This window comes from Methylobacterium sp. Leaf104 (assembly GCF_001422885.1).
Taxonomy (GTDB): Bacteria; Pseudomonadota; Alphaproteobacteria; order Rhizobiales; family Beijerinckiaceae; genus Methylobacterium.
The window spans coordinates 279,491-304,366 of sequence record NZ_LMMZ01000037.1; the positions used below are offsets into that span (position 1 = coordinate 279,491).

Here is a 24,876-nt window from a genome sequence, read left to right on the forward strand (position 1 = left end):
CGTGAGACGCTGTGCGCCGGGTCAGGCGTCAGGGTTGGTGCGGATGGAGAAGCGGTCGCGGGCGGTGATCCTGTCGGCCACGAGGTCGTGGATCTCGCGCTGGTAGATCTCACGGCACAGGAAGGCGCGTTCGAGGTCGAGTCGGTCTTCCTCGATGTCGATGTACCAGCAGCGCCGCCGTCCGCTCCAGCGGTAGCTGCGCCCCTTCAGGACGTCCTTGGTGGCGATGGGCGAACCGGCGGCCCAGACCCGCACGGTGGGTCTGCGCGCGGTCTCGAGGAGGCAGGACAGAGCGAGGCGCCCGGAGTTCCTGAGAGGCACCGCGAGGAGTGCCAGGAGCGCGTGGCAATCGTCGATGGCGCGGTGGCCCTTGTGGAAGTAGCCGTGGTCGATGAGCAGGTAGCCGAGCTTCGACCCCTCGTGCCCTTCCGCGCGCCAGGGCACCTGATGGCATGAGCAGGCCCAGTTCTTGTCCGCGAAGACCGGCCAGCGGGCCTCGCACATCAGCCGGTCGAAGCTGGCATTGTGCGCGATCACGACGGCGGCGTCGGCCGCCATGGCCGCCACGGCGGCGTCGTCGATGCGCTGCCCCGCCACGTCGGAATCGCTGATGCCGGTCAGGCGCGTGATCTCGGCCGGGATGGGCCGGCCCGGGTCGTGGAGTTGGTTGAGGGTGGCGAGCACGCGGTAGACGCGCCCGCTCGCGCCGTACTCGAACTTGATCATGCCGAGTTCGATCACCGTGTCACGGGTGTGATCCAAACCGGTGGTCTCGGTGTCGACGATGAGGCCGATGAAGGTCGGCTCGTCGGGCCGCGCCCCGGCATCCGCGAGCGGCTCGATCTGACGGAGTACCCGGTACGCCCCGGTCGTCTCGAGGGCGGCTGCGATCGCGTCCAGGGCGTGCATCGGTACCACTTCGTCCAGGTCCGGCCGGTCTCCGATCGCGCGGGTCGGAGCCCGCGCTGCGTGACCGGGAACCTAAACGCGGAGGCACGCGCTCGGATAGGCAGGGAAATCCGGCATCCCCAGAAGAATGCGCGCTCACGCAGATGATCGGCCCCACCGTGTCGAACGGCCAGGGTGTTCGCGCGATCGTTCAGCCCTTCGCGCGGTCGAGCCCGAGATGCCGGTGCGCTTCGGCGGGCGTCAGCACCCTGATCGCATCTTCCGTGAACCCGAGGGCGCGCAGATCCGCCCTCTGACGATTGGTGATCATCAGGGAAACGGGGGGAGATGCGTCGGGATGTCTGCCGGTCGTCTCCGGTTGCCCGCCGGTCGTTTCGGGAGGTGGCTCCGGGCGCGCCGCGTCCGCTTCATCCAGATCGAGGGCCCGTCGCCGGTCGTCATGATCCACCATCATGCCCCTCAACGTAGAAGGTCGACGCTGCGGGTCGAATCCTCGTTCCGAACGGGATGCTGCGCACCGGAAATCACGGGCCACAAGGGTCCGCAACGGCCATGTCGGGCGCGTGTCGTACGTCGATGCGCGGAAGCGCGCGGCTCGCTGCGCCCATTTCGGCAACACGGCCGAGACCGTGCGGACCAGGCCCGCCTCCGCCCGTCGACCCGATGGCGTCGGATCCGTCAGCGGGTCACGTAGACCTGGGTGCCCACCGAGACGCGCGCGTAGAGATCGGTGATGTCCTGGTTGTACATGCGGATGCAGCCATAGGACGCGTAGGTGCCGATCGAGTTCGGCCGGTTGGTGCCGTGGATGGCGTACTCGCCGCCGGCCAGGGTCATCGCCGCCACGCCCATGGGGTTCGACGGCGAGCCGCCGGCGATCACGGCGGGCAGGCGCGGGTTGTCGCGCTTGACCTCGCGCGGGGGCGACCAGGCCGGCTCCACGTACTTGCCATCGATCTGTGTGGCGCCGCTCCACTGCTTGCCCGGCTTTCCGACGGCGACGGGGTAACGGATCGCGGTTCCGTCCCCGTTGACGAGATAGAGCCGCCGCTCCGTGGTGCGGACGATGATCGAACCGGGCGTGACGCCGTCGGGGAAGGCGACGACTTCCCGCGCCTGAGCCGGAGCGCCCAGGAGGCTCACGCCAAGGGCAACACCCGCCGCAACCCACTTCCCGTACCCGAACATGACCTGACTCTCCGAAAGCGTGACCGTTTGCCCGATCACCAATCGCGTGCGCAGGTTCTCGTTCCGGTAAAGGGAAGTGATCGGTGGGTGGCCGTACCCGGAAACCTTCCGGCGCGGTAAAGCATGGCGCCCGGGATCCGGACAAACGCCGCGCCTCGTCTTATGAGTCCGTTGACTCTATCCGTCCCGGCAAGATCAGCGCTCGATCAGCGCCGTCCCGGTGTCGAGGCGCTGCTGCCAACCGTGCCGGACGAGTTCCGGATCCTCGTGCTCCTCCACCGGAAAGCCGACGCAGAGATAGGCGACGAGGCTCCAGGCGCAGGGCACCTCCAAGGTCTCGCAGACCGTTTCGGGTTCGAGGATGGAGACCCAGCCGACCCCGAGGCCGTGCGCCCGCGCGGCGAGCCAGAAGGTCTGGACCGCGGTGACGACGGAGTAGCGCAGCATTTCCGGCATGGTCGCGCGCCCGAGGCCGTGCCCGGTGGCGGTGGCCTCGTCGCAGAAGACGGCGAGGTGGACCGGGGCCTCGCGCAGGCCGGCGAGCTTCAGGCGGACATAAGCTTCGCGTTGCTCGGCCGCGTAAGCCTCGGCGGCCGCGGCATTGCAGCGCTCGAAGCTGGCGACGACCGCGGCGCGGCGTTGCGGGTCGGCGACACGGACGAAGCGCCAAGGTTGGCTGTTGCCGACGGAGGGGCTGAAGCTCGCCAGATCGAGGCAGCGGCGCAGCAGCGCCTCGTCGACTGGGTCAGCCCGGAAACGGCGTACGTCGCGGCGCCAGGCGAACAGCGTCGTGAGCGTCTGGCGAAACTCGGCATCGAAGCTGACCACGACCCGTCCCCGGCGGTGAATGCGCCTCCTTCATAGACGGAGTTTCTCCGCGAGGCCGATCTTTTGGAATCCGCGAAGTCGGACAGGGCCAAAAAAAGGGCCGCGCTCCGGGGAGGCGGCCTGAAGTCCTTGGGTCTCGAAACCTCTGGGATGTCGGTCCCGCCGAACCGGGCGCCGGCCGAAGAGCTGGGGAGCCGGTGAGATCGGACGCCGCACGGGGGCAGGATCGACGAAGTTTCGGCAACAGGTGTCGCGCCGCATCAAGGCCGACGCTGGGCCTTATGGCGGCGAAATCATGGTGATGTGTTTCGGGAGCGCGCAGCGAATCACCACCCTTGCGGCGGTGGAAGCGCGGCACCATGATGAAGGATCAGTCCGGAACAGGAGTGACGATGAGCGAGAGAGCCGGTGCCGATCCGCGATTGCCCGACGCGGCCGCGCGGGTCATTCCCTTCCCGAACGCGCCGGTTCCGCCCCAGATCGCCTTCGACCGTGCGGAGTTGCGCGTCCTCTTCAATCTTTACGGACGGATGGTGTCGCAGGGCGAATGGCGCGACTACGCCCTCGATTTCCGGCGCGACAAGGCGGTGTTCTCGATCTACCGGCGCAGCTCGGAGATGCCGCTCTACCGAGTGGAGAAGGACCCGAAGCTCGCCCGGCGCCAGGGTGCCTACGCGGTCGTAGCGGCCTCCGGCCTGGTGTTGAAACGCGGCACCGACCTCGCCCGGGTGCTCGCCGTGCTGGAGCCACCCCTTCGCGCGGTGTGACCGGGCCGGGCGAGCCCTCGACCCAGCAAAAAGGCCCCGGCGGTTGTCACCGCCGGGGCCTTCTGATTCGTCCGGGTGGCGAGTTCGCTCAGCGGCGGTCGCCGAGGAGCGAAAGCAGCATCTGGAACATGTTGATGAAGTCCAGGTACAGCGTCAGAGCGCCGTTCACCGACAGCTTGGCCGCGCCCTCGGCATCGGCCCCGCTATAGAGGAACATCTCCTTGAGCTTCTGCGTGTCGTAGGCGGTGAGGCCCGCAAAGATCAGGACGCCGATCACCGAGATCGCGAACTGCAGCGCCGAAGAGGCGAGGAAGATGTTCACCAGCGAAGCGATGATCAGGCCGATCAAGCCCATGATCAGGAACGAGCCCATGCCCGACAGGCTACGCTTGGTCGTGTAGCCGTAGAGGCTGAGACCACCGAAGGTCGCCGCCGTGATGAAGAACACCCGCACCACGCTCGCGCCCGTGAAGACGAGCAGCAGCGAGGACATCGAGGCGCCCATCACCGCCGCGAAGGCGAAGAAGGTCAGGCGCGCCGAAGCGGCGGACATCCGATCCATCCGTATCGAGAAGATGAAGATGAAGGCGAGCGGCGCCAGCATGATCACCCACTTGAGCGGGCTGGTGTAGAGCAGCTGGCCGAACGGCGTCAGGGCGACGCGACCGGTCGCCGTCTGGGCGACGGCGGCCATGTTGAGGCCGAGCGCCACGAGACCGGAGATCCCGAGGCCGATGACCATGTTGTTGTAGACGCCGAGCATGAAGGTACGCAGGCCCTGGTCGATCTCGACCTGGCTACCGGCATACCCGGTCGGCTGGGCGCCGTACCGGAAGGGGCTGTTATCGAATGCCATGGGAGTTTCCCTTGGAAGCTCTCTCAGCGTGTGATTTCGGAATGAGGCTCACGCACAGGACCTCTTGGCGCCAAGCGACGCCTCACGACGAAATATGTTCGGTCACGCTGCCCCGCACAAGAGGCCGGCCAAGGCTGAATCGCGTGAATCGCACCCGCCTTTGCTGGTATTTTGTTCGGGTCAGGCGGGATTAAAACGGGGCCTCACCATGCGAGAATTTCGTGACGGACGGGATTAACCACCCTGTCGCTGCAAGTCTTGACTCCCGGTGACGCCGGCAGACGGGGATCGAAGGGCGAGCCGGCCGCGATCAGGATTCGCCCGCGGCACGGGCGCGCTCCCCTTGGGTTCTGTCAGGCCACGGCCTTATCGAGGCAGCACTTCTTGAACTTCTTGCCGCTGCCGCAGGGACACGGATCGTTGCGGCCGACATGCTTGAGCGGATTGCGGACCGGCTGACCGAACCCCTCCGCCGTCCAGGCGAGCTCCGCAACGGGGTCGTCGAGGATACCGAAGCGCTCGCGGTCGAACCGGGCGGGGTCGTCGATCTCGATCGCCTCGCGCAGCGCTCCAGGGAACCATGACGGGTCGCTGATCTCCGCGGTGAGCCGCCCATCCTGGCGCGCCGCAGAAACGCGAGGCGCCAGCTCGGCGAGGCCGAGGAGCGCGATCGCTTCTTCCCAGCCGGCCCAAGCGAGATCGCCCTCGACGGCGGCCCGCTTGTCGTCGAAGCGGACCAGAAGGTCGTGCGCCTGGCGGCGCGGAATGCGCTCGATCTGGGTCAGGAAGGCCAGGACGCCAAAGGCTTCGTTCCGCACGACGCCGTCGACCGTGCTGTCCACCAGCAGGGTGAAGAGAGGCTCGGCATCGCCGTCGAAGACGCCGATCAGAACCTTCGTCAGCGTCGTCGTCAGCGCATCGCCGAGGATCGCGTCGAGGGTCTCGCCGTCTCGATAGAGGAGCCGGATCAGCGGCCGATAAGCCCGGGTGTCCTGGGCTGCGGCGAGGACGTGCAGGCCCCAGAACAGGAGGTCGGCGTCCGCCTCCCTGAGGTCCGGGTCCCGGGCGACCCGATCCAGGACGTCGAGCACCGCATCGGCGATGCGGTGCGGCTCCGCGAGCGCCGCGCGCATCTCGGGCACCGGCAGGTACTTGGCGGCCGAGAGCGCCGCGACGAGATCCGGATCGAGCATAGCTGGCCTATCCTGTCAGGAGCGGAGGGTCGCCCCGGTCTTGCGCGCGACCTCGGCGACGATCCGGGCGCTGATCGCCTCGATCTCCGGATCGGTGAGGGTGCGGTCCACCGGCTGGAGCCGAACCGCGATCGCCACCGACTTCGCGCCCTCGGGAACACCGACGCCCTCGTAGACATCGAACACGTCGATGCCGGTGACGAGCTTGCGCTCGGCGGCCTGGGCCGCCTTCACCACCTCCCCGGCCGCGACGTCGCGGCCGACCACGAAGGCGAAATCGCGGGAGATCGGCTGGAAGTCCGAGAGGGCCAGGGCCGGCTTGACCTTGGTGGGCCGGAACTTCGGCAGCGGCACCGCGTCGAGGGTGATCTCGAAGGCGACGAGCTGGCCCTTGAGGTCGAGGGCCTTCATCACGCGGGGATGCACCTCGCCGAAGAAGCCGACCTGATTCTTGGGGCCGAACTGAAGGGTGCCGGAACGGCCCGGATGCAGCCAGTCCGGCCCGCCCGCGACGACCTGCAGGCCTCCGCTCGGAACACCGAGCGCCGCCAGGAGCGCGAGGGCATCGGCCTTGGCGTCGAAGGCGTCGACGCCGTCGGTGCGCCCGTCCCAATGGCGGCCCGCGCCCGCATGGGTTGCGGTGCCGCGCCGGATCGCGGCCGCCCGGATGGTCTGGCCCTCGGGCTGGTCGGTGGCGAAGCACTGGCCGACCTCGAACAGGGCGACGTCCGGGCTGCCGCGGTCGGCGTTGCGCTGGGCGGCGCGCAGCAGGCCGGGCACCAGGCTCGGGCGCATGTCGGAGAGATCGGCGGCGATCGGGTTGGCCAGCGCCAGGTCGGCGCCGCCGCCCCCGAACAGCACGGCGTCCTCGTGCGGAATGAACGACCAGGTCACCGCCTCGACGAGGCCGCGGCTGGCCAGTGCCCGCTTGGCGAGGCGGGTGCGCTTCTGCATCACGGTCAGCACCGGCTTGCCCACCGCCGCCTCCGCGCGCGGCAGGGGCTTGGGCTCGATGCGGTCGAGGCCGGCGATGCGCACGATCTCCTCGACGAGGTCGGCCTTGCCCTCGACGTCCGGGCGCCAGGAGGGGGTGAGCACCTTCACGCGGTCGCCCGAACCGGCCACGTGGAAGCCGAGGGCCTCCAGCGTCACCTTCATCTCGGCGCGGGAGAGCTCGATGCCGGCGAGACGCCGGGTCTCGGTCCAGGGGAAGTCGATGACCCGCTCGGTCTGGGGCGGTTCGCCGACGATCACGGGCTGGCTCGGGGTGCCGCCGCAGATCTCCAGCACCAGGCGGGTGGCGAGGTCGAGGCCCGGCAGGGTGAAGGCCGGGTCGACCCCGCGCTCGAAGCGGTAGCGCGCATCGGTGATGACGCCGAGGCGACGGCCGGACTGGGCGATGTTCACCGGGTCCCACAGCGCCGACTCGATCAGCACGTCGGTGGTCGCGGCGTCGCAGCCGGAGGCCTCGCCGCCGATGATGCCGCCGATGGACTCGACGCCGTTGTCGTCGGCGATGACCACGGTGTCGCCCGTCAGGGTGTAGGTCTTGCCGTCGAGGGCCTTCAGGGCCTCGCCGTCGCGGGCGCGGCGGACCACGAGGCCGCCCGCCACCTTGCCGGCGTCGAAGACGTGGAGCGGCCGGCCGCGGTCGAAGGTCAGGTAGTTGGTGATGTCCACCAGCGCGTTGATCGGGCGCAGGCCGAGCGCGCGCAGGCGCGCCTGCATCCAGTCCGGCGAGGGCCCGTTCCTGACGCCGCGCACGAGGCGCAGGGTGAAGTAGGGGCAGAGGCCGGCATCATGCGCCGCGAAGTCGAGGCTGACGGGCACCGGGCAGGCGCCCTCCCCCCGCACCGGCGGCTGCGGCTCGCGCTTCAGGTCGCCGAGACCGGTCGCGGCGAGGTCGCGGGCGATGCCGTGGATCGCGGTGCAGTCCGGCCGATTCGGCGTGAGGTTGATCTCCACCACCGGGTCGTCGAGCTTGGCGTAGAGGGCGTAGGGCTGGCCGGTGGGCGCATCCTCGGGTAGGTCGAGGATGCCGCTGGACTCCTCGCCGAGGCCGAGCTCGGCGCCCGAGCACAGCATGCCGAGGCTCTCGACGCCCCGGATGGTGCCGACCGCCAGGGTCTTGTCGAGACCGGGCACGTAGGTGCCGGGGGGCGCGAACACCGTCTTCATCCCGGCGCGGGCGTTGGGCGCGCCGCACACCACCTGCACGGGCTGTCCGTTGCCGGCATCCACCGTGCAGACGCGCAGGCGGTCGGCGTTCGGGTGCTGCTCGGCGGTGAGCACGTGGGCGACTACGAAGGGCTTGAGGCTCGCGGCCTTGTCCTCGATGCCTTCGACCTCGAGCCCGATCCGCGTCAGGGTCTCGGCCACGGTGTCGAGGGACGCCTCGGTGTCGAGGTGGTCCTTCAGCCAGGAGAGGGTGAGTTTCATCGCTTGAATCCCCTGGCGTCCGAGGCTCCCGTGAGGGTGGGATGCCGGCGCCGAACAGGAAAGAAAAGGTCTCGTCCGGCCGGAGCCGGCGCGCGAAGGCCCGGGATCAGGCCGTGAGGCCCGCCACCAGGCTCGGGATGTCGAGGGGCCGGAAGCCGTAATGGTCCAGCCAGCGCACGTCCGCCTCGAAGAAGGGGCGCAGGTCCGGCATGCCGTACTTCAGCATCGCGATCCGGTCGATGCCGACGCCGAACGCGAAGCCCTGGACGCTGTCGGGATCGAGGCCGCAATTGCGCAGCACGTTGGGATGGACCATGCCGCAGCCGAGGATCTCGAGCCAGTCCGTCCCCTCGCCGAAGCGGATCTCGCCGCCCTTGCGCGAGCACTGGATGTCCACCTCCGCCGAGGGTTCGGTGAAGGGGAAGAACGAGGGCCGGAAGCGCATCTTCACCGCCTCGACCTCGAAGAAGGTGCGGCAGAACTCCTCCAGCACCCATTTCAGGTTCGCGATGTTGGCGGCCTTGTCGATCACCAGGCCCTCGACCTGGTGGAACATCGGCGTGTGGGTCTGGTCGGAATCGTGCCGGTAGGTCCGGCCCGGGCAGATCACCCGGATCGGCGGCTGCTGGGCGCGCATCGTCCGGATCTGCACCGGCGAGGTGTGGGTGCGCAGCACCTTGCGCTGGCCGTTGTGGTCGGGGGCCAGGAAGAAGGTGTCGTGCATCTCGCGCGCCGGGTGGCCGGGCGGGAAGTTGAGGGCGGTGAAGTTGTAGTCGTCGGTCTCGATGTCAGGGCCTTCGGCCACCGAGAAGCCCATATCGGCGAAGATCGCCGTGATCTCGTCCATGACCTGGCTGATCGGGTGGACGCGGCCGCGCACCTCCGGCGCCTCGCGCACCGGCAGGGTCACGTCGATGCGCTCGGCCGCGAGGCGGGCGGCGAGGGCCGCCTCCGCCAGGGCGTCCCGCCGCGTCGCCAGCGCACCCTGCACCCGGTCGCGCAGGCCGTTGATCAGGGGTCCGCGCGCCTTACGCTCGTCGGGCGTCATCGCCCCGAGGGTCTTCAGAAGCTCGGAGACCGATCCCTTCTTGCCCAGGGCCGCGACGCGCACGGCGTCGAGGGCGGACTCGTCGGCGGCGTCCGCGACCTGACGGAGCAGGTCGCCTTCGAGGGTATCGAGATCGGTCATCGGTTCAACTCACCGGCTGCGGCGCCGACCCTCGCGGGGCCGGGCGGGCTCCTCGGCATCGGGGCAACGGAATCGGGGCAACGGCCCGGGGCGAGGGTTTTCCCGGTCCCCGACCGCAACGCAAGCGGTCGGAAGCCGAAAACCCCCGATGTCGGGCAGAAAGACGAAAGGCGCGGCTCCCCGGGGGCGCCGCGCCTTTCGTGAAGAACAGCGCTCGGCTCGTGCGAGCCGGGCTCGCCTCAGGCGGCCTTGGCAGCCGGGAGGGCGGCCTTGGCCATCTCGACCACGGCGGCGAACGAGGCGGGCTCGTGGATGGCGAGCTCGGAGAGGGCCTTGCGGTCCACCTCGATGCCGGACTTCGACAGGCCGTTGATGAAGCGCGAATAGGTCAGGCCATGCTCACGGACAGCGGCGTTGAGGCGCTGGATCCAGAGGGCGCGGAACGTGCGCTTCTTGTTCTTCCGATCGCGGTAGGCATACTGCATGCCCTTCTCGACCGCCTGCTTGGCGATCCGGATCGTATTCTTGCGGCGGCCGTAATAACCACGGGCGGCCTTGAGGACTTTCTTGTGCTTCGCGTGACTGGTCACGCCGCGCTTGACGCGGGCCATGGGAGTTCTCCTGGATTACGAAAAAAGCAGTGTCGGCGTCGTGAAGGCCTACCGGCTGTTGGGCAGGAAATACTTCTTCACGTTGGCAGCATCGCCCTCGAACAGGGTGGTGGTGCCGCGCAGGTTGCGGATCTGCTTCGTCGTCCGCTTGATCATCCCGTGGCGCTTGCCGGCCTGGGCATACATGACCTTGCCGGTGCCGGTGATCTTGAAGCGCTTCTTCGCGCCCGACTTGGTTTTCAGCTTGGGCATTTGGCTCTCCTGAACGCGCAGCGGCTCCGATCCGGATGGATCGAAGAGATGCGCTCGGTTGATGCTTCTGATGGAGCAGCACGAACCGCCACGGCAGCCCGATCGGCCGGGCGGTTCAACGCGAGGGGGCTATGACAGAAAAGCGATGCGGTTTCAATGCCGGCTTCGGGCGCGGCGGTCGGGTCCGGAAATTCCCGGCCGAATGCGTTCCGGGATTGCTTGACAGCCCACGGCACTGAACCTACACCGCCGACACCGCCGGAAACGGGGCGGGACGTCAAGCGGGCGTAGCTCAGTCGGTTAGAGTGCCGGCCTGTCACGCCGGAGGTCGCGGGTTCGAGTCCCGTCGCCCGCGCCACGTCACCTCTTCCCCGAATATTGGATGCGGGCGTAGCTCAGTCGGTTAGAGTGCCGGCCTGTCACGCCGGAGGTCGCGGGTTCGAGTCCCGTCGCCCGCGCCATCGCGTCCCTCACGCGACCATCCCGTCTTTCACGCACCTCGTCTTTCACGCGCACCGCCCTACCCTCCTCCGGGAACCTTGGCGGAGAGCGAGCGATGTCGGGTGTGTTCCTTCTCTACTTCACCGCCTGCCTCGCCCGCGCGCCGGATACCTGCGAATCGCGCAAGCTCGCCCTCGACGTCGAGGACGCCCCGGCCTGCCTGCACGTGGCCCAGCCGCAACTGGCGCAGTGGATCGGCACCCATCCCGAGTTTCGGATCGCGGCCTGGCGCTGCGGCGCTCCGCCCCGGGATCGCGGCACCCGGATCTGACGGAGACCCGTGGCCGGAGGGACACAGGCCGGGTCCCGGTGTGGCCGCCCGGGCCGGGCGCCGCGTTTTCGCCGCATCGGCCACGGAGGCGGAGGGCTCACAGGCCCACCCCCGAGACACACCCGCACCGATGCGCCCCTCCCGCAACGCCCCGCCGCGCCCGTCCCTCGGCGCCGGCGCCCTCGCCGTCTCCGTCCTGCTGGCTCTGGCCGGATGCGGCACGCCGACCCTCCTCGGCTCCGACCAGCCGACCAGCCTCGTCATCCTGGACGAACAGGCGGCCGCCGCGGCGATCTCGCGCCACCGGGCGCAGCACGGCCTCGGCCCGGTGGTGATCGATTCGAGCCTGATCCGTGCCGCTTCCTACCAGGCGGCCTCGAACGCCAAGGCGGGGCGCCTGAGCCACGAGATCGGCGGCACCTTCGATTCCCGCATGGCCCAGGCCGGATACGGCCGGACCTACGCCGCCGAGAACCTGAGCGCCGGCTCGGCGACCTTCGACGAAGTGCTGGCCCGCTGGAAGGCCTCGACCGAGCACAACAAGAACATGCTGATCCCGCAGTTGCGACGGATCGGCATCGCCCGCGTCGACGCGCCGGGCACCCGCTACAAGCGCTACTGGGCGCTGGTGATGGCCGGCGGCTGAGTCGGCCAGCCTCACAGCGCCCCGGTGCCGGCCGCGATCGCCGCCGCTTCCCGGGGCGAGGCTGGGTCCTGCGTCACCTGGAACAGCCGCTCGCTGGTGAGCTTGAGGAAATAGAATCCGAATTCCGGGTTCTGATAGTAGAGCTGCTTGACCTCCGAATAGGAGATCCGCAGGGCCTGCCCGGCCTCGCTGCAGGTGAGCGAGGCGGTCCGGGTATTGCCCGGCGAGAGCAGGCCGAGTTCGCCGACAACGCCGCCGGCCCGCACCTCGATCCCGTATTCCGGAATGCGGAAGGCACCGCTCTCCACGTAGAACATCTCGCCGGCGTCGTCCCCTTTTCGGAACACCGTCTGGCCGGTGCTGAACCGGGTCGCGGTGCCGAAGGGCCGGAGCCAGTCGAGGGAGAGATCGCCGTCGGCCGCCGCCTCGACCTGGCGCACGAGGCGAACCATCTGCCAGAGGCGGAAGGCGTTGAAGGGAATCTGGATCGCCTCCGTGAGAACGACGGGCCAGCTGCCGATCAGCATCCCGTAGGTGATGACGGCCACGCTGGCGACGAGGGCTATGATCCGCAGTGGGATCATGGTGGTCATCGCCGAGGCCGTGATGGTGAGCGCCGTGCCGAGATACCCAATGGCCTCGATCCAATCGATGCCGGGCCAGGTCATCGCACCGCTCCCGCCCAACGCCGGGTCTCAGCCCCGCGCATCGTCGGCATCCGCCTCGGCGAGGCCGTCCTGCAGGGAACGGATGATCGTGCGCATTTCCGGGACCATTGCGATCGCCTTGGCGATGCGATGCGCCTCCTCCCGCGTCATCGACCCCGTCACCGTGCGCGCCGCGGCATCGTCCGCGAAGTAGGTCCAAGCCACCGCGAGCCCTTCCCCGTCCTCGATACAGAAGCCGCCGTCCCGCTCGACCACGATCCAGGGCGGCGGGAAACCCCGGGCCGCCTTCGGGTGGATCTCGTCGTCATCCGCCACGCGTCACCTCGACTCCGGGGACGAATCCCGATTGCCGCACGCATCGACAACCAAAAGACGCCATTTCTATCAGCTATTTAGGACGATTCAGCGAGGACATGTGTAGCATTCGGGCCGGGCCGTGGAAAGCTCCGCGGGCACACAGGTCCCGGCATCCCGCCACCAACCTCCCCTGTCGCCGGGCTGTCAGCTCCCGGTCACCTTCGGCGGAGATTCGAATCTCTGACGCCGGAGGCCCGGCAGGTCCGAGAGTTGCTAAGCATGGCCGGTCCTTCCTCGCCGCGCGCTCTCGATCGTCCCCCATCCCATCGACGACGGGACTCGGCGGCCTCCACCGAGTCTCGGAATCCGATCCATCTCAGACATGTCACGAGCGCTCGTGTATGTCGGGCGACTGGGGCAGCCGCTTGCCGCCTTTGGAGACGAACGGGTGATTTCCCTCGCAAAACGAATGGTTCGGAATGAATTTTCCATCGTTATGGTGGGCCAGGTTGTCCAGCTTGTCTTGACCTTTGGAACATCGCTCATCATCGCTCGGACGATCGGTGCCGAGGGTTATGGTCTAATCAATCTCGCGCGAAGTATCGCCATGGTTCCGGCGATGATCGCACCCCTCGGTCTCGACATCGCTCTGCTGAAATTCTGTGGACGCACCGATTCCGCCGATCCAGTGGCCCAGGCCGTCGTCCGGCAGCTCAGACTGACGGCTGCACTACTGAATATCGGCGTGATGCTCGCGGTCGTCGCGGCCGCGCTAGGCTCGGCATTCGTGAGCTCGTTCGGTCACCCCGGCCTCGATACCATCATGCTGGTGACCATCCTGACCCTTCCCTTCGCCGGCGATCTCAGCATCCTTGGCGCCCTCTACAAGGCGCGCGGCGAACCCGCCCGGTATGCGATCTTCTACTATATCGGTCAGTCGGTGCTGCGGGTGCTGATGATCGGTCCGGTGCTCCTCTTTTGGCCAAGCACCCTCGCCGTCGCCTTCGTCAACACGGCGCAGATCATCATGACGCAATGCCTCTGCTTCATCGACGAGCGACGGCGGCACGGACGGCGCCCGACCTCCGGCGGGACCGCCGACAGGGTCGTCGTCCGAGCCGAGTACTGGCGCGTCTCGCGCGAGGCGATCTGGATGTGCGCGTCCATCGTCGTCTATGGAACGATGCGCCTCGCCGACATCCTCGTGCTCGGCTTCTATGCCGACACGGCGAGCATCGGCGAATACGCAGCCCTCTCGACCGTCGCGCAGCTCATCGTTTTCTGGTCGGTGGCCGGCAGTCAGACGCTCGGACCGCGCATCGCCAACTTCTATCATCAGGGCGACCTGGACAGCCTCAAGCGGGAACTGAGTCGCTACATCCGCCATGCCTCGATCGTCTCGAGCTTCATGTTCGCCGGACTCGCCGTCTTCGGTGACCGGCTCGATCTGATCTTTGGAAAGGCCTTTCACTTCGACCCGGTCGTCTGCTTCATGCTGCCGCTGGCGTTTCTCCTCAGCGCCACCCTCGCTCCGATGGGCTACGCGCTATCGATGACGGGCCATCATCGCCAGGAGAATGCCATCCTCGGCAGCGGGGCGCTGGTGCTCGTCGTCGCGCTGCTCATCCTGGTCCCACGCTACGGGCAGATCGGCGCCGCGAGTTCCGTCGTGGTCGCGTTCGGCCTCGTGAACGTCGTACGCTTCGTCTACACCGCCCGCCTTCATGGGTTCATCCCGGGCCGGGCCGCCGACCTCATGCCGCCCTTCGTGGGCCTGGCGCTCGCCTTCGTCGCGCGTGAGATCGGCAACGTGTTCGGCGGACACGACTTCCCGACGACCATCGGATCCTCGGCCCTCTTCATCCTGCTCTACGCCGCCGTCTATCGGTCGGAACTGCCGCTTCGACGGTTCAAGAAGACCTAGATTCGAGGGAGCCGGACTCGGGGACAGGGCCGGATGCAGACGCCGTGATGCCCGGTTAGGTCCCTGAGACCACCGGCTCTGCCCGGATCAGGACTCGCACCCGCTCCGGGTTAGGATCGCGGCGAAATTCGGGGGTTCCGGGGAGTTTCCGGGGATCAGCCTGAAGCTCGGCAAAGCCAAACCGGCTAAATCGTTGCTGGTGTTGGTGGGCGGTGACGGGCTCGAACCGCCGACCCTCTCCGTGTAAAGGAGACGCTCTACCAACTGAGCTAACCGCCCGATTTGCTGCCCTGGGTCTCGCAGGGCGCGACGCTTCGTAACGGAAGCGCGGGACGGCACGCAACCCCCTCCTCCGGCAGCGACCGGGTCTGGGCATGAAAAAGGCCCCGGCTCGTATGCCGGGGCCTCGTTCAGATCAAGGTTGCATCAGCGCTAGTGGGCGATCACCGTCGCGGATTCGTCCTCGGCGATGACCGGCCGGACCTTCGGGGCCGGCTCCTCCCACTCGATCGCCTCGGGGACGCGGACCAGGGCATGCTGGAGCACCTGGTCCATCCGCGACACGGGGATGATCTCCATCCCGTTCTTCACGCTGTCGGGCACCTCGGCGATGTCCTTCGCGTTCTCCTCCGGGATGAGGACCGTCTTGATGCCGCCGCGGAGCGCCGCGAGCAGCTTCTCCTTCAGACCGCCGATCGGGAGCACGCGGCCCCGGAGAGTGACCTCGCCCGTCATCGCAACGTCGCGGCGCACCGGGATGCCCGTCAGCGTCGAGATGATCGCGGTCGCCATGCCGATACCGGCGGACGGACCATCCTTCGGGGTCGCCCCCTCTGGAACGTGGACGTGGATGTCCCGGCGATCGAACAGCGGCGGCTCGATGCCGAAATCGACGGCCCGCGAGCGGACGTAGCTCGCCGCGGCGGAGATCGACTCCTTCATCACGTCGCGCAGGTTGCCCGTGACCGTCATCTTGCCCTTGCCGGGCATCATGACGCCCTCGATCGTCAGCAGCTCGCCGCCGACCTCGGTCCAGGCCAGACCCGTGACCACGCCGACCTGATCCTCCTCATCGATCTCGCCGTAGCGGAACTTCGGCGGGCCGAGGAAGACCGGCAGGTTCTCCTCGGTGACGCTGACGGCCTTCACCTTGGTGATGAGGATCTCCTTCACCGCCTTGCGGATCAGGTTGGAGATCTCACGCTCTAGGTTGCGGACGCCCGCCTCCCGCGTATAGCGGCGGATGAGCATCAGCAGGCCGGCATCGTCGACCTGCCACTCCTTGGCGTCGAGACCGTGCTTCTTCACGGCGCCCGGGATCAGGTGCTTGCGCGCGATCTCGAGCTTCTCTTCCTCGGTGTAGCCGGCGATGCGGATCACCTCCATGCGGTCCATCAGGGGCGCAGGGATGTTCAGGGTGTTGGCGGTGGTGACGAACATCACGTTCGACAGGTCGTAATCCACCTCGAGGTAGTGGTCGTTGAACGTGGCGTTCTGCTCCGGATCGAGCACCTCCAGCAGGGCGGCCGACGGGTCGCCCCGGAAGTCCATGCCCATCTTGTCGATCTCGTCGAGCAGGATGAGCGGGTTCGAGGTCTTCGCCTTGCGCATCGACTGGACGATCTTGCCGGGCATCGAACCGATATAGGTCCGGCGGTGACCGCGGATCTCGGCCTCGTCGCGCACGCCGCCGAGCGACATGCGGACGAATTCGCGGCCGGTGGCCTTCGCGATGGACTTGCCGAGCGAGGTCTTGCCGACGCCGGGAGGACCGACGAGGCACAGGATCGGTCCGGTGAGCTTGTTCGCGCGCTGCTGAACGGCGAGATACTCGACGATCCGCTCCTTCACCTTGTCGAGGCCGAAATGGTCTTCGTCGAGCATGACCTGGGCGCCGAGGAGATCCTTCTTGATCTTCGAGCGCTTGCCCCACGGGATGCCGAGCATCCAGTCGAGGTAGTTGCGCACCACGGTCGCCTCGGCCGACATCGGCGACATCTGGCGCAGCTTCTTGAGCTCCGCCACCGCCTTGTCACGGGCTTCCTTGGTGAACTTGGTCTTCTCGATCTTCTCCTCGAGCTCGGCGAGCTCGTCCTTGCCGTCCTCGGAATCGCCCAGTTCCTTCTGGATCGCCTTCATCTGCTCGTTGAGGTAGTACTCGCGCTGGGTCTTCTCCATCTGCCGCTTGACGCGGGTCCGGATGCGCTTCTCCACCTGGAGAACGGAGATCTCGCTCTCCATCAGCGACAGCACGCGCTCGAGGCGCTGCGCCACCGTCGGGATCTCGAGGATCGCCTGCTTGTCCGCGATCTTGACCGCGAGGTGCGAGCCGACGGTGTCCGCGAGCTTCGAGGGCTCGTCGATCTGGGTCACCGCGGAAACGACCTCGGGAGAGATCTTCTTGTTGAGCTTCACGTAGTTCTCGAACTCGGCGATGACCGAGCGCGCGAGGGCCTCCGCCTCGACGCTGTCACCGAGCTCGTCGGTGAGGGTCTCGGCCTCGGCCTCGTAGTAGGTGTCGGACTTGGTGAAGCGGGAAATCTTGGCGCGGCCGGCCCCCTCGACCAGCACCTTCACGGTGCCGTCGGGCAGCTTCAGCAGCTGCAGCACGCTGGCCAAGGTGCCGATCTTGTAGATCGCGTCCGTCGAGGGATCGTCCTCGCTGGCGTTGATCTGCGTCGCCAGCAGGATGTGCCGGTCGGTGCGGACCGCCTCTTCGAGGGCGCGGATCGACTTCTCGCGACCGACGAAGAGCGGCACGATGATGTGCGGGAACACGACGATGTCGCGCAGGGGAAGGACGGCGTAGGAGCCCGTCGAGCCCGGAACGACGGGCTGGCGCGATTTCGATTGGGTCATATCGGACTTCCTCATGATGGACGCCGGGCAGCCGCTCCTCCTCCGGAGCAAGCATCCTGCCAGGGGCCGACCGGGCCGCGAGGGGGTCGGAAGTGTCTTGGGAAACGGTCTTGGATTGTGCGGCTGGTGGCGGGACACCGCACCTCAGATGGTGAGCGTGCGGCCATCGCGCTGAGGCTGAGATGGAAATCGGGGCGGATGTTTTCAAGCATCCGCCCCGAGGCTCAACCCAGACCTGAAGAGGACCCGACCCGGGCCTCAGGCGCTGACGCTGGCCGGAGCTTCCTTGTTGCGGTCGCCATGGATGTAGAGCGGCCGAGCCTTGCCTTCGACGACTTCGGGGCCGATCACGACCTGCTCGACGGAGTCGAGTCCGGGCAGGTCGTACATCGTCTCGAGCAGGATCGTCTCCAGGATGGAGCGCAGGCCGCGGGCGCCGGTCTTCCGCTCGATCGCCTTGCGGGCGACCATGGAGAGCGCCTCCTCTTGGAAGGTGAGGTCGACGTTCTCCATCTCGAACAGGCGCTGATACTGCTTGACCAGGGCGTTCTTGGGCTCCTGCAGGATGCGCTTCAGGGCGGTCTCGTCGAGGTCCTCGAGGGTCGCCAGCACGGGCAGGCGGCCGACGAACTCGGGGATGAGGCCGAACTTCAGCAGGTCCTCGGGCTCGACGTTGCGGAAGATCTCGCCGGTGCGGCGGTCGTCCGGGGCCTGCACGGTCGCGCCGAAGCCGATCGAGGTGCCCTTGCCGCGCGCCGAGATGATCCGCTCCAGGCCCGCGAAGGCGCCGCCGCAGATGAAGAGGATGTTTGTGGTGTCGACCTGCAGGAACTCCTGCTGCGGGTGCTTGCGACCGCCCTGCGGAGGCACGGAGGCGACGGTGCCCTCCATGATCTTCAGCAGCGCCTGCTGCACGCCCTCGCCCGAGACGTCGCGGGTGATCGACGGATTGTCGGACTTGCGCGAGATCTTGTCGATCTCGTCGATGTAGACGATGCCGCGCTGCGCCCGCTCGACGTTGTAGTCGGAGGCCTGGAGCAGCTTCAGGATGATGTTCTCGACGTCCTCGCCGACATAGCCGGCTTCGGTGAGGGTGGTGGCGTCGGCCATGGTGAACGGCACGTCGAGGATGCGGGCCAGGGTCTGGGCCAGCAGCGTCTTTCCCGAGCCCGTCGGCCCGATCAGCATGATGTTCGACTTCGCCAGCTCGACGTCGTTGTGCTTCGAGGCGTGAGCGAGGCGCTTGTAGTGGTTGTGGACCGCGACCGAGAGGACCTTCTTCGCGAAGTCCTGACCGATGACGTAGTCATCGAGGACCCGGCGGATCTCCTTCGGGGTCGGCACCCCGTCGCGCGACTTCACCAGGGAGGACTTCGATTCCTCGCGGATGATGTCCATGCACAGTTCGACACACTCGTCGCAGATGAACACCGTCGGGCCCGCGATCAACTTGCGGACCTCGTGCTGGCTCTTGCCGCAAAACGAGCAGTACAGCGTGCTCTTCGAGTCGTTGCCGCCAGTCTTGCTCATATCGGTCTCCGTTCGCGGGCATGGCGCCGGTCCGGGGCGCACACGCATCCTTCGAATTTAATGGCGTCCGCCTAAAGAAACAGTCACCTGCGCGCATCTGCCGGCTTCGATCAGACTGGCGATGCAAGCACGCGACCGCGACGGGATCAAGGCGGGCACCGAAAAAGCGCTCCGCCTCGAAACGACGCGCCGGGCCGGATGCCCGGCGGTCCCGGTCGGGATCAGGCGGCGGCGGGCTCGGGCCGCTTCTGGATCACCTCGTCGATGAGCCCGAACTCCTTGGCGGCGTCGGCCGTCATGAAGTTGTCGCGCTCCAGCGCCTGGACGATGGTGTCGTAGTCGCGGCCGGTGTGCTTCACGTAGATCTCGTTGAGGCGCTTCTTGAGGGCCTCGATCTCGCGGGCATGGATCAGTATGTCGGTGGCCTGGCCCTGGAAACCGCCGGAGGGCTGGTGAACCATGATCCGGGCGTTCGGCAGGGCGAAGCGGTGGCCGGGCTCGCCGGCGGTGAGGAGCAGCGAGCCCATCGACGCAGCCTGGCCGACGCAGAGCGTGGTCACGGGGCAGCGGATGAACTGCATGGTGTCGTAGATCGACAGGCCGGAGGTCACGACGCCGCCCGGCGAGTTGATGTAGAAGGAGATTTCCTTCTTGGGGTTCTCGGCCTCGAGGAACAGCAGCTGCGCGACGATCAGCGACGCGCCGTAATCCTCGACCGGGCCGGTGAGGAAGATGATGCGCTCGCGCAGCAGGCGCGAATAGATGTCGAAGGCACGCTCACCGCGGCTCGACTGCTCGACCACCATGGGCACGAGCGCGCTGTTATAATAGTCGACCGGATCTCTCATCATCACGTGCCCCAGCTACAAGGGGTCCGGCCGCGCCGCGAATCGGGCGCGCACCGGACGTTTCAGCGAACTACGGCGATGGTGAACATCGCCTTACTCTCGAGCCCGCCACCCTCGTGGAGCAGCCGGGCTCAGTCGGCCTTGGCGACGGCGGGCAGGGCCTCGTCGGTTCCGGTCGAGGCCGAGTCGTTGCTCTCGGCCTTCGTCTCGGACTTGCCCTCGGCACCCGCCTCGGCGTCGTCCTCGTCGGCGAACAGAGCCTCCTTCGAGACCGGCTCCTCGACCAGCTTCACCTGCGCGAGCACGTGGTCGACGACCTTCTCCTCGAAGATCGGCGCACGGAGCTCGGCGAGGGCCTGGGCGTTCTTGCGGTAGAAGTCCCAGACCTGCTGCTCCTGGCCGGGATACTGCCGCACCCGGGCGATCAGGGCCTGGTTCACCTCGTCGTCCGAGACCTTGATATCGGCCGTCTCACCGACCTGTGCAAGCACCAAGCCGAGGCGGACGCGGCGCTCGGCGATTTTGCGGTACTCCGCGGTCGCCTTCTCCTCGGTGGTGCCCTCATCCTCGAAGGTCTTCTCGCGGGACTTCAGGTCCTGCTCGACCTGGGCCCACACGGCTGCGAACTCCTGGTGGACCAGGCTCGGAGGCAGATCGAAGGCGTACTTGGTGTCGAGGGCGTCGAGCAGGTCCTTCTTGAGCTTGCGGCGGGACTGCGCCTCGAAGTCGCTGCCGATGGCGGTCGAGACCGCCTCCTTGAGCTTCTCCAGGGATTCCATGCCGAAGGTCTTGGCGAGCTCGTCGTCGATCTTGGTCTCGCCCGGCGCCTGGATCGCCGTGACGGTCACGTCGAACTCGGCGTCCTTGCCGGCGAGATGGGCGGCGCCGTAGGCCTCCGGGAAGGTCGACTTGACGGTGCGCTTGTCACCGACCTTGGCGCCGACGAGCTGGTCCTCGAAACCGGGGATGAACGAGCCGGAGCCGAGTTCCAGGTCGATGCCCTCGCCGGTGCCGCCCTCGAACTCGGTGCCGTCGATGCGGCCGACGAAATCGATGGTGACGCGATCGCCGGTCTCGGCGGCGGCACCCTCCTCGCGGGGCGCGAAGGAGCGGTTGGAGGAGGCCATGCGGGTGATGGCCTCGTCGATCTCCTCGTCGGAAGGCTTGGCGACCTGCTTGGTCAGGCTGACATCGGACAGGTCGACGAGATCGAAGGTCGGCAGCACCTCAAGGGCGACGTTGAAGGAGACGTCGTCCTTGGCATCGAGGGCGCGCTCGACGATCGACTTCTCGCCGGGAAACTCGATCTTGGGCTCCAGGGCGAGCTTGAGATTGTTCTCGGAGACGATCTTCTGGTTCGCCTCGTTGACGGCGTTCTGCAGCACGTCGGCCATGACCGAGCGGCCGTAGAGCTTACGCAGGTGCGCGACCGGGACCTTGCCGGGACGGAAGCCCTTGATCTGGGCCTTGTCCTTGAGAGTCGACAGCTCGCTGGTCAGGCGCTCCTCGAGCTCGTTCGCGGCGAGCAGGACCTGAAACTCGCGCTTCAGTCCCTGGGAGAGTGTCTCGGTCACCTGCATGGTCGTCTTTCCGCTGTCGTCCGTGTGATCGCGCAAATTCGGTTGGTTCCTCGCGGCCCGCCCCTGCGGGCTCCACGAGGTCGACGCCGGGATCGCGCGCCGCCGAGGGCCGGCTTCCTGCAGCGGGCCGGCCGGCCATCGCACTGAGCCAATCCGTTCCCGACGGCGATGGACTGGTGCGGGCGGAGGGGCTCGAACCCCCACGTCTTGCGACACTGGAACCTAAATCCAGCGCGTCTACCAGTTCCGCCACGCCCGCAAGCGCCAACGCCCGGCGCGCTTTCCGCCGCCAGAGCGGGGTCCTATAGCACGCGCGCCACGGGTCGCAGCAAAAAAATCGGCGCGCTGCCAAGGATCGTTTCGGGCCACGGCGGCCGGCGCGGACGGCGATTTGGCGTCCGTCGAATCCGCATTCTACAAGCAGCGCCCGGACGTCTCCGCGACCGGTCCCGTCCTTCCCGACGCCGAGGTTTCATGCCGCAAGGTCCCTTGCCGAAAGCCCGATCGCTCGTCCCGAACGATCCCGTCTCGGTCTCGCGCCGTGCCCTCCTCGGCGGTGTCGCAGCGCTGGCCCTGCTGCCGCGCGGCGCCCGTGCACAGGCGACGAAGCCACCTCCGGCCCCCGCCCCTCCCTCCGCGGCAAGTTCGTCCGCGGCGTCGCCCGCCCGCACCCTGACGGCGGCGCCCGGCACACTGCGGCTCAAGCCCGAGCCGGCCGCCCCGACCCCGGTCTGGTCCTTCGACGGCAAGACCGCTCCCCCGGTGGTACGGATCCGCCTCGGCGAGACGGTGCGGCTGAAGGTCGAGAACAGGACGGACAAGCCGCTCAGTCTGCACTGGCACGGAGTGCGCAACCAGAACCCGATGGACGGGGTCGGCGGCGTCACCCAGGCGCCGATCGCCCCGGGCGCCGACTTCACCTACGCCTTCGTGCCTCCGGATGCCGGCACCTTCCTGATTCGCCCCCTCGTCGTCGGCGGATCGAGCGAGCCCTCGGGCCGGGGCCTCGCCGGTGCCCTGGTGGTCGAGGAGGCCTCACCGCCGGCCGTGGACCAGGATCTGACGCTGCTGATGCAGGACTGGCGCCTCGACGACGCGAATACCCTGCTGCCCTTCGGCCAGCCGATCTTCGCCGCGAGCTCCGGGCGCCTCGGCAGCCTCGTCACCCTGAATGGTGTGCCGGTGCCGGCGCCGATCACCGCCCGGCCGGGCAGCCGCCTGCGCCTGCGCCTCGGCAACGTCTGCAACGCCCGTGGCACCCGCATCCGCTTCGACGGCGTGAAGGTCTACGTGCTGGCGGTGGACGGCCAGCCCACCGACACCTTCGAGCCCCTGCGGGCCACGCTGCCCTTTCCGCCCGGCACCCGCTACGACCTGATGCTCGACATGCCCACCGAGCCCGGAGCCCAGGGCACGATCACGGCGCTGATCGGCAACGGCGTCGCCCTCGCGACCCTGGCGCTGACCGGCGAGGCTGCCCTGCCCCCGCGGCCGCCGATTGCGAAGATCGGTGACAACCCGCTGCTGCCAGCCGAGGTGAAGCTGCAGAACGCCGTCCGGCGCGACATCACCATCACGGGCGGCGCCCGGATCGACAAGGACAAGCCCGCCGCCGAGCCGACCTATTCCGGCGATTCCAACCGGGTCTGGTCGGTGAACGGTGCGCCAGGCACCGCCGGGATGTCGCCGCTCTTCTCGGTCAAGCGCGGTCAGGTGGTGGTGCTGGCGATCCGGAACGAGACCGCCTTCCCGCAGGCCCTACACCTGCACGGCCACGCCTTCCGGCTGCTCCACCCTCTCGACGACGGCTGGGAGCCCTACTGGCTCGACACATTCCAGCTTCTCGAGGGCCGCACGGCGCGAATCGCCTTCAAGGCCGACAATCCGGGGCGCTGGCTCCTCGGTTCGACGGTGCTGGAGCGCTTTGACACCGGTCTCTGGACCCTCTTCGAAGTCACCTAGGCCCCAGCAGCGCGCCGAGCACCGCCGGCATCATCTCCGGCAGGTCCTCGGCGATCAGGCCGGGGCCGTGACGCAGGCCGGCATCGCCGTGGAGCCAGACCGCCGCGGCCGCGGCCTCGAAGGGCGCCATGCCCTGTGCGAGGAGCCCGGCGATCAGGCCGGCCAGCACGTCGCCGGCGCCAGCGGTGCCGAGATAGGGCGTGCCGTGATCGTTGATGGCGGCCCGGCCATCGGGAGCGGCGATGACCGTGTCGGCCCCCTTCAGGACGACGACGGCACCGGCCATGGCGGCGGCACGCCGGGCACGCTCCAGCTTGTCCGCCTCCGGATCGACCGCCTCCGTGCCCTCGAACAGGCGGTCGAACTCGCCCGCGTGGGGGGTGAGCACCGCGGCGGCCTCTCCGTCGGAGAGGTGCGCCGCCAGAAGGGCGGCCTGTCCCTTGAAGCTAATGAGCGCATCGGCATCGAGGACGAGGGTGCGCCCCGCCGCGGCGGCCACCGCCACCAGATCGCGGGTGGCCGCGCCGATGCCGAGGCCGGGTCCGGCCAGGACCACGTTGAGGCGCTCGTCCACGAGGAGATCGTCGAGGTCGTCGGCGCTGTCGCAGGCGCGCAGCATGATGGCGGTGCAGTGGGCGGCGTTCTCCGCCAGGGCCGAGCTCGGCGAGACCAGGGTGACGAGGCCGGCTCCGACCCGGAGCGCGGCGCGCGCCGCCATCCGGGCGGCGCCCGTGCGGTGGGCGGGGCCGGACAGGACGAGGGCGTGTCCGCGGGTGTACTTGTGGCTCGCCGCCGTGAGCCGCGGGAAGGCGGCGTTCCAGAGGCCAGGCCCGTTGCGCCAGAGCGGATCGGCCCCGGTGAGACCCGCCTCCAGGGCCCTCGCCCCGGTGCCGATCTCGGCCACGTGCAGGGTGCCGCAATGGGCGCGCCCGGGCTGGAGCAGGTGGCCGGGCTTCAGGGCCACGAAGGTGACGGTCTCGGTCGCCCGCACCGCGACGCCGCGCACGGCGCCGGTGTCGCCATCGATTCCGCTCGGCACGTCGACGGCGAGGACAGGCGTGGACGATTGTCCGAGCCGTTCCACCAGGGCGGCGACGTCGCCCGCGAGGTCGCGAGCGAGGCCGGCGCCGAACAGCGCATCGACGACGAGGCCGTAGGCCGCGAGGTCGCCGAGCGACTTGAGGTGGAGGACCGGGCCGGCCCAGCCCTTGGCGGCCTCCGCCGCGTCGCCGGACAGCGCCTGCGGCGGCACCAGCCCGGCGAGATCGACCGCATGCCCGGCCTCGGCGAGGCGGCGGGCCGCCACGTAGCCGTCGCCGCCATTGTTGCCCGGACCGCACAGGACCAGGATGCGACCGCCCTCACCGGCCAGCGCGCGGGCGCGCTCCGCCACGGCGGCGCCCGCCCGCTCCATCAGCGCGGTCCCGGGCGTTCCGCCCGCGATGGCGGCCGCATCGACCCGGCGCATCGCCTCGACCTTGAGCAGACGCAGGGTGGTCATCGCGGTGTCCTTCGCTGTTTCGCGCCGGGTTGCTCGTCTGAGGCTCACGAAACAGCC

At 68.3% G+C, this 24,876-nt stretch carries 22 protein-coding genes and 4 tRNA genes; 7 read left to right on the top strand and 19 right to left on the bottom strand.

The window, feature by feature from the left end; genetic code table 11:
* Nucleotides 1-21: 21 nt before the first annotated feature.
* From ASF49_RS18275 to bluB, 4 genes are all read right to left on the bottom strand, one after another.
* Nucleotides 22-909, bottom strand: a complete 888-nt coding sequence (locus tag ASF49_RS18275; protein ID WP_056476271.1) for a 3'-5' exonuclease — start codon at nt 907-909, stop codon at nt 22-24.
* Nucleotides 910-1,099: 190 nt separating this feature from the next.
* On the bottom strand, nt 1,100-1,363 hold the full coding sequence (locus ASF49_RS23855; protein WP_156653073.1) for a hypothetical protein: 264 nt from the start codon (nt 1,361-1,363) through the stop codon (nt 1,100-1,102).
* 224 nt (nt 1,364-1,587) lie between these two features.
* On the bottom strand, nt 1,588-2,097 hold the full coding sequence (locus tag ASF49_RS18280) for a L,D-transpeptidase (RefSeq protein WP_056476274.1): 510 nt from the start codon (nt 2,095-2,097) through the stop codon (nt 1,588-1,590).
* 195 nt (nt 2,098-2,292) lie between these two features.
* Complete coding sequence (bluB, locus tag ASF49_RS18285) at nt 2,293-2,925, bottom strand: 5,6-dimethylbenzimidazole synthase (protein ID WP_243214674.1); 633 nt, start codon at nt 2,923-2,925, stop codon at nt 2,293-2,295.
* A 392-nt stretch (nt 2,926-3,317) separates the two neighbouring features.
* Between bluB and ASF49_RS18290 the strand changes: the two genes are divergently transcribed.
* The gene (locus tag ASF49_RS18290; protein ID WP_056476279.1) at nt 3,318-3,692 is read left to right on the top strand and encodes a DUF2794 domain-containing protein; all 375 of its coding nucleotides are present in this window, start codon (nt 3,318-3,320) and stop codon (nt 3,690-3,692) included.
* Between the two features lie 88 nt (nt 3,693-3,780).
* On the opposite strand, the gene ASF49_RS18295 is transcribed toward ASF49_RS18290, so the two are convergent.
* The 6 genes from ASF49_RS18295 to rpmI form a co-directional block, all read right to left on the bottom strand.
* The gene (locus ASF49_RS18295; RefSeq protein ID WP_056476281.1) at nt 3,781-4,548 is read right to left on the bottom strand and encodes a Bax inhibitor-1/YccA family protein; all 768 of its coding nucleotides are present in this window, start codon (nt 4,546-4,548) and stop codon (nt 3,781-3,783) included.
* Nucleotides 4,549-4,901: 353 nt separating this feature from the next.
* On the bottom strand, nt 4,902-5,741 hold the full coding sequence (locus ASF49_RS18300) for a DUF1186 domain-containing protein (protein ID WP_056476284.1): 840 nt from the start codon (nt 5,739-5,741) through the stop codon (nt 4,902-4,904).
* 15 nt (nt 5,742-5,756) lie between these two features.
* A complete protein-coding gene (gene pheT, locus ASF49_RS18305; RefSeq protein ID WP_056476287.1) occupies nt 5,757-8,180 on the bottom strand; it encodes a phenylalanine--tRNA ligase subunit beta in 2,424 nt (807 codons plus the stop codon).
* A gap of 106 nt (nt 8,181-8,286) precedes the next feature.
* Nucleotides 8,287-9,369, bottom strand: coding sequence for a phenylalanine--tRNA ligase subunit alpha (gene pheS / locus ASF49_RS18310; RefSeq protein ID WP_056476291.1), 1,083 nt, complete (start codon nt 9,367-9,369; stop codon nt 8,287-8,289).
* 239 nt (nt 9,370-9,608) lie between these two features.
* Entirely contained in the window at nt 9,609-9,980 is a 372-nt protein-coding gene (rplT, locus tag ASF49_RS18315; protein ID WP_056476294.1) for a 50S ribosomal protein L20, read from the bottom strand.
* Between the two features lie 48 nt (nt 9,981-10,028).
* Complete coding sequence (gene rpmI, locus ASF49_RS18320) at nt 10,029-10,232, bottom strand: 50S ribosomal protein L35 (protein ID WP_018044555.1); 204 nt, start codon at nt 10,230-10,232, stop codon at nt 10,029-10,031.
* Nucleotides 10,233-10,513: 281 nt separating this feature from the next.
* Between rpmI and ASF49_RS18325 the strand changes: the two genes are divergently transcribed.
* From ASF49_RS18325 to ASF49_RS18340, 4 genes are all read left to right on the top strand, one after another.
* Nucleotides 10,514-10,590 (top strand) — tRNA-Asp (locus ASF49_RS18325).
* 26 nt (nt 10,591-10,616) lie between these two features.
* Nucleotides 10,617-10,693, top strand: a tRNA-Asp gene (locus tag ASF49_RS18330).
* A 95-nt stretch (nt 10,694-10,788) separates the two neighbouring features.
* Nucleotides 10,789-11,004 carry a hypothetical protein gene (locus ASF49_RS18335; protein ID WP_056476297.1) on the top strand — a complete coding sequence of 72 codons (216 nt, stop codon included), beginning with the start codon at nt 10,789-10,791 and terminating at the stop codon, nt 11,002-11,004.
* Nucleotides 11,005-11,134: 130 nt separating this feature from the next.
* Nucleotides 11,135-11,650 (top strand): CAP domain-containing protein, encoded by a 516-nt coding sequence (locus ASF49_RS18340; protein ID WP_056476300.1) that lies wholly within the window; start codon nt 11,135-11,137, stop codon nt 11,648-11,650.
* Between the two features lie 11 nt (nt 11,651-11,661).
* Here ASF49_RS18340 and ASF49_RS18345 read toward each other — a convergent pair whose 3' ends face one another.
* Nucleotides 11,662-12,303: a cyclic nucleotide-binding domain-containing protein gene (locus ASF49_RS18345; RefSeq protein WP_056476423.1), complete on the bottom strand. Its 642-nt coding sequence runs from the start codon at nt 12,301-12,303 to the stop codon at nt 11,662-11,664.
* A gap of 42 nt (nt 12,304-12,345) precedes the next feature.
* Entirely contained in the window at nt 12,346-12,633 is a 288-nt protein-coding gene (locus tag ASF49_RS18350; RefSeq protein ID WP_243214677.1) for a hypothetical protein, read from the bottom strand.
* Nucleotides 12,634-12,997: 364 nt separating this feature from the next.
* Between ASF49_RS18350 and ASF49_RS18355 the strand changes: the two genes are divergently transcribed.
* Complete coding sequence (locus tag ASF49_RS18355) at nt 12,998-14,539, top strand: lipopolysaccharide biosynthesis protein (RefSeq protein ID WP_082511398.1); 1,542 nt, start codon at nt 12,998-13,000, stop codon at nt 14,537-14,539.
* Between the two features lie 203 nt (nt 14,540-14,742).
* On the opposite strand, the gene ASF49_RS18360 is transcribed toward ASF49_RS18355, so the two are convergent.
* The 6 genes from ASF49_RS18360 to ASF49_RS18385 all read right to left on the bottom strand — a co-directional run bounded on the left by ASF49_RS18360 (nt 14,743) and on the right by ASF49_RS18385 (nt 21,615).
* A tRNA-Val gene (locus ASF49_RS18360) sits at nt 14,743-14,818 on the bottom strand.
* A 153-nt stretch (nt 14,819-14,971) separates the two neighbouring features.
* Entirely contained in the window at nt 14,972-17,398 is a 2,427-nt protein-coding gene (lon, locus tag ASF49_RS18365) for an endopeptidase La (RefSeq protein WP_056476308.1), read from the bottom strand.
* Between the two features lie 258 nt (nt 17,399-17,656).
* The gene (gene clpX, locus ASF49_RS18370) at nt 17,657-18,928 is read right to left on the bottom strand and encodes an ATP-dependent Clp protease ATP-binding subunit ClpX (protein WP_056476311.1); all 1,272 of its coding nucleotides are present in this window, start codon (nt 18,926-18,928) and stop codon (nt 17,657-17,659) included.
* A 221-nt stretch (nt 18,929-19,149) separates the two neighbouring features.
* Complete coding sequence (locus ASF49_RS18375; protein WP_026176059.1) at nt 19,150-19,776, bottom strand: ATP-dependent Clp protease proteolytic subunit; 627 nt, start codon at nt 19,774-19,776, stop codon at nt 19,150-19,152.
* 131 nt (nt 19,777-19,907) lie between these two features.
* On the bottom strand, nt 19,908-21,356 hold the full coding sequence (tig, locus tag ASF49_RS18380) for a trigger factor (protein ID WP_056476429.1): 1,449 nt from the start codon (nt 21,354-21,356) through the stop codon (nt 19,908-19,910).
* Nucleotides 21,357-21,530: 174 nt separating this feature from the next.
* Nucleotides 21,531-21,615 (bottom strand) — tRNA-Leu (locus ASF49_RS18385).
* Between the two features lie 215 nt (nt 21,616-21,830).
* On the opposite strand from ASF49_RS18385, the gene ASF49_RS18390 reads away from it, so the two are divergent.
* A complete protein-coding gene (locus tag ASF49_RS18390; protein ID WP_056476316.1) occupies nt 21,831-23,318 on the top strand; it encodes a multicopper oxidase family protein in 1,488 nt (495 codons plus the stop codon).
* On the opposite strand, the gene ASF49_RS18395 is transcribed toward ASF49_RS18390, so the two are convergent.
* Complete coding sequence (locus tag ASF49_RS18395) at nt 23,311-24,819, bottom strand: bifunctional ADP-dependent NAD(P)H-hydrate dehydratase/NAD(P)H-hydrate epimerase (RefSeq protein ID WP_056476319.1); 1,509 nt, start codon at nt 24,817-24,819, stop codon at nt 23,311-23,313. The two genes, ASF49_RS18390 and ASF49_RS18395, sit on opposite strands and share 8 nt — an antisense overlap.
* Between the last annotated feature and the right edge of the window lie 57 nt (nt 24,820-24,876).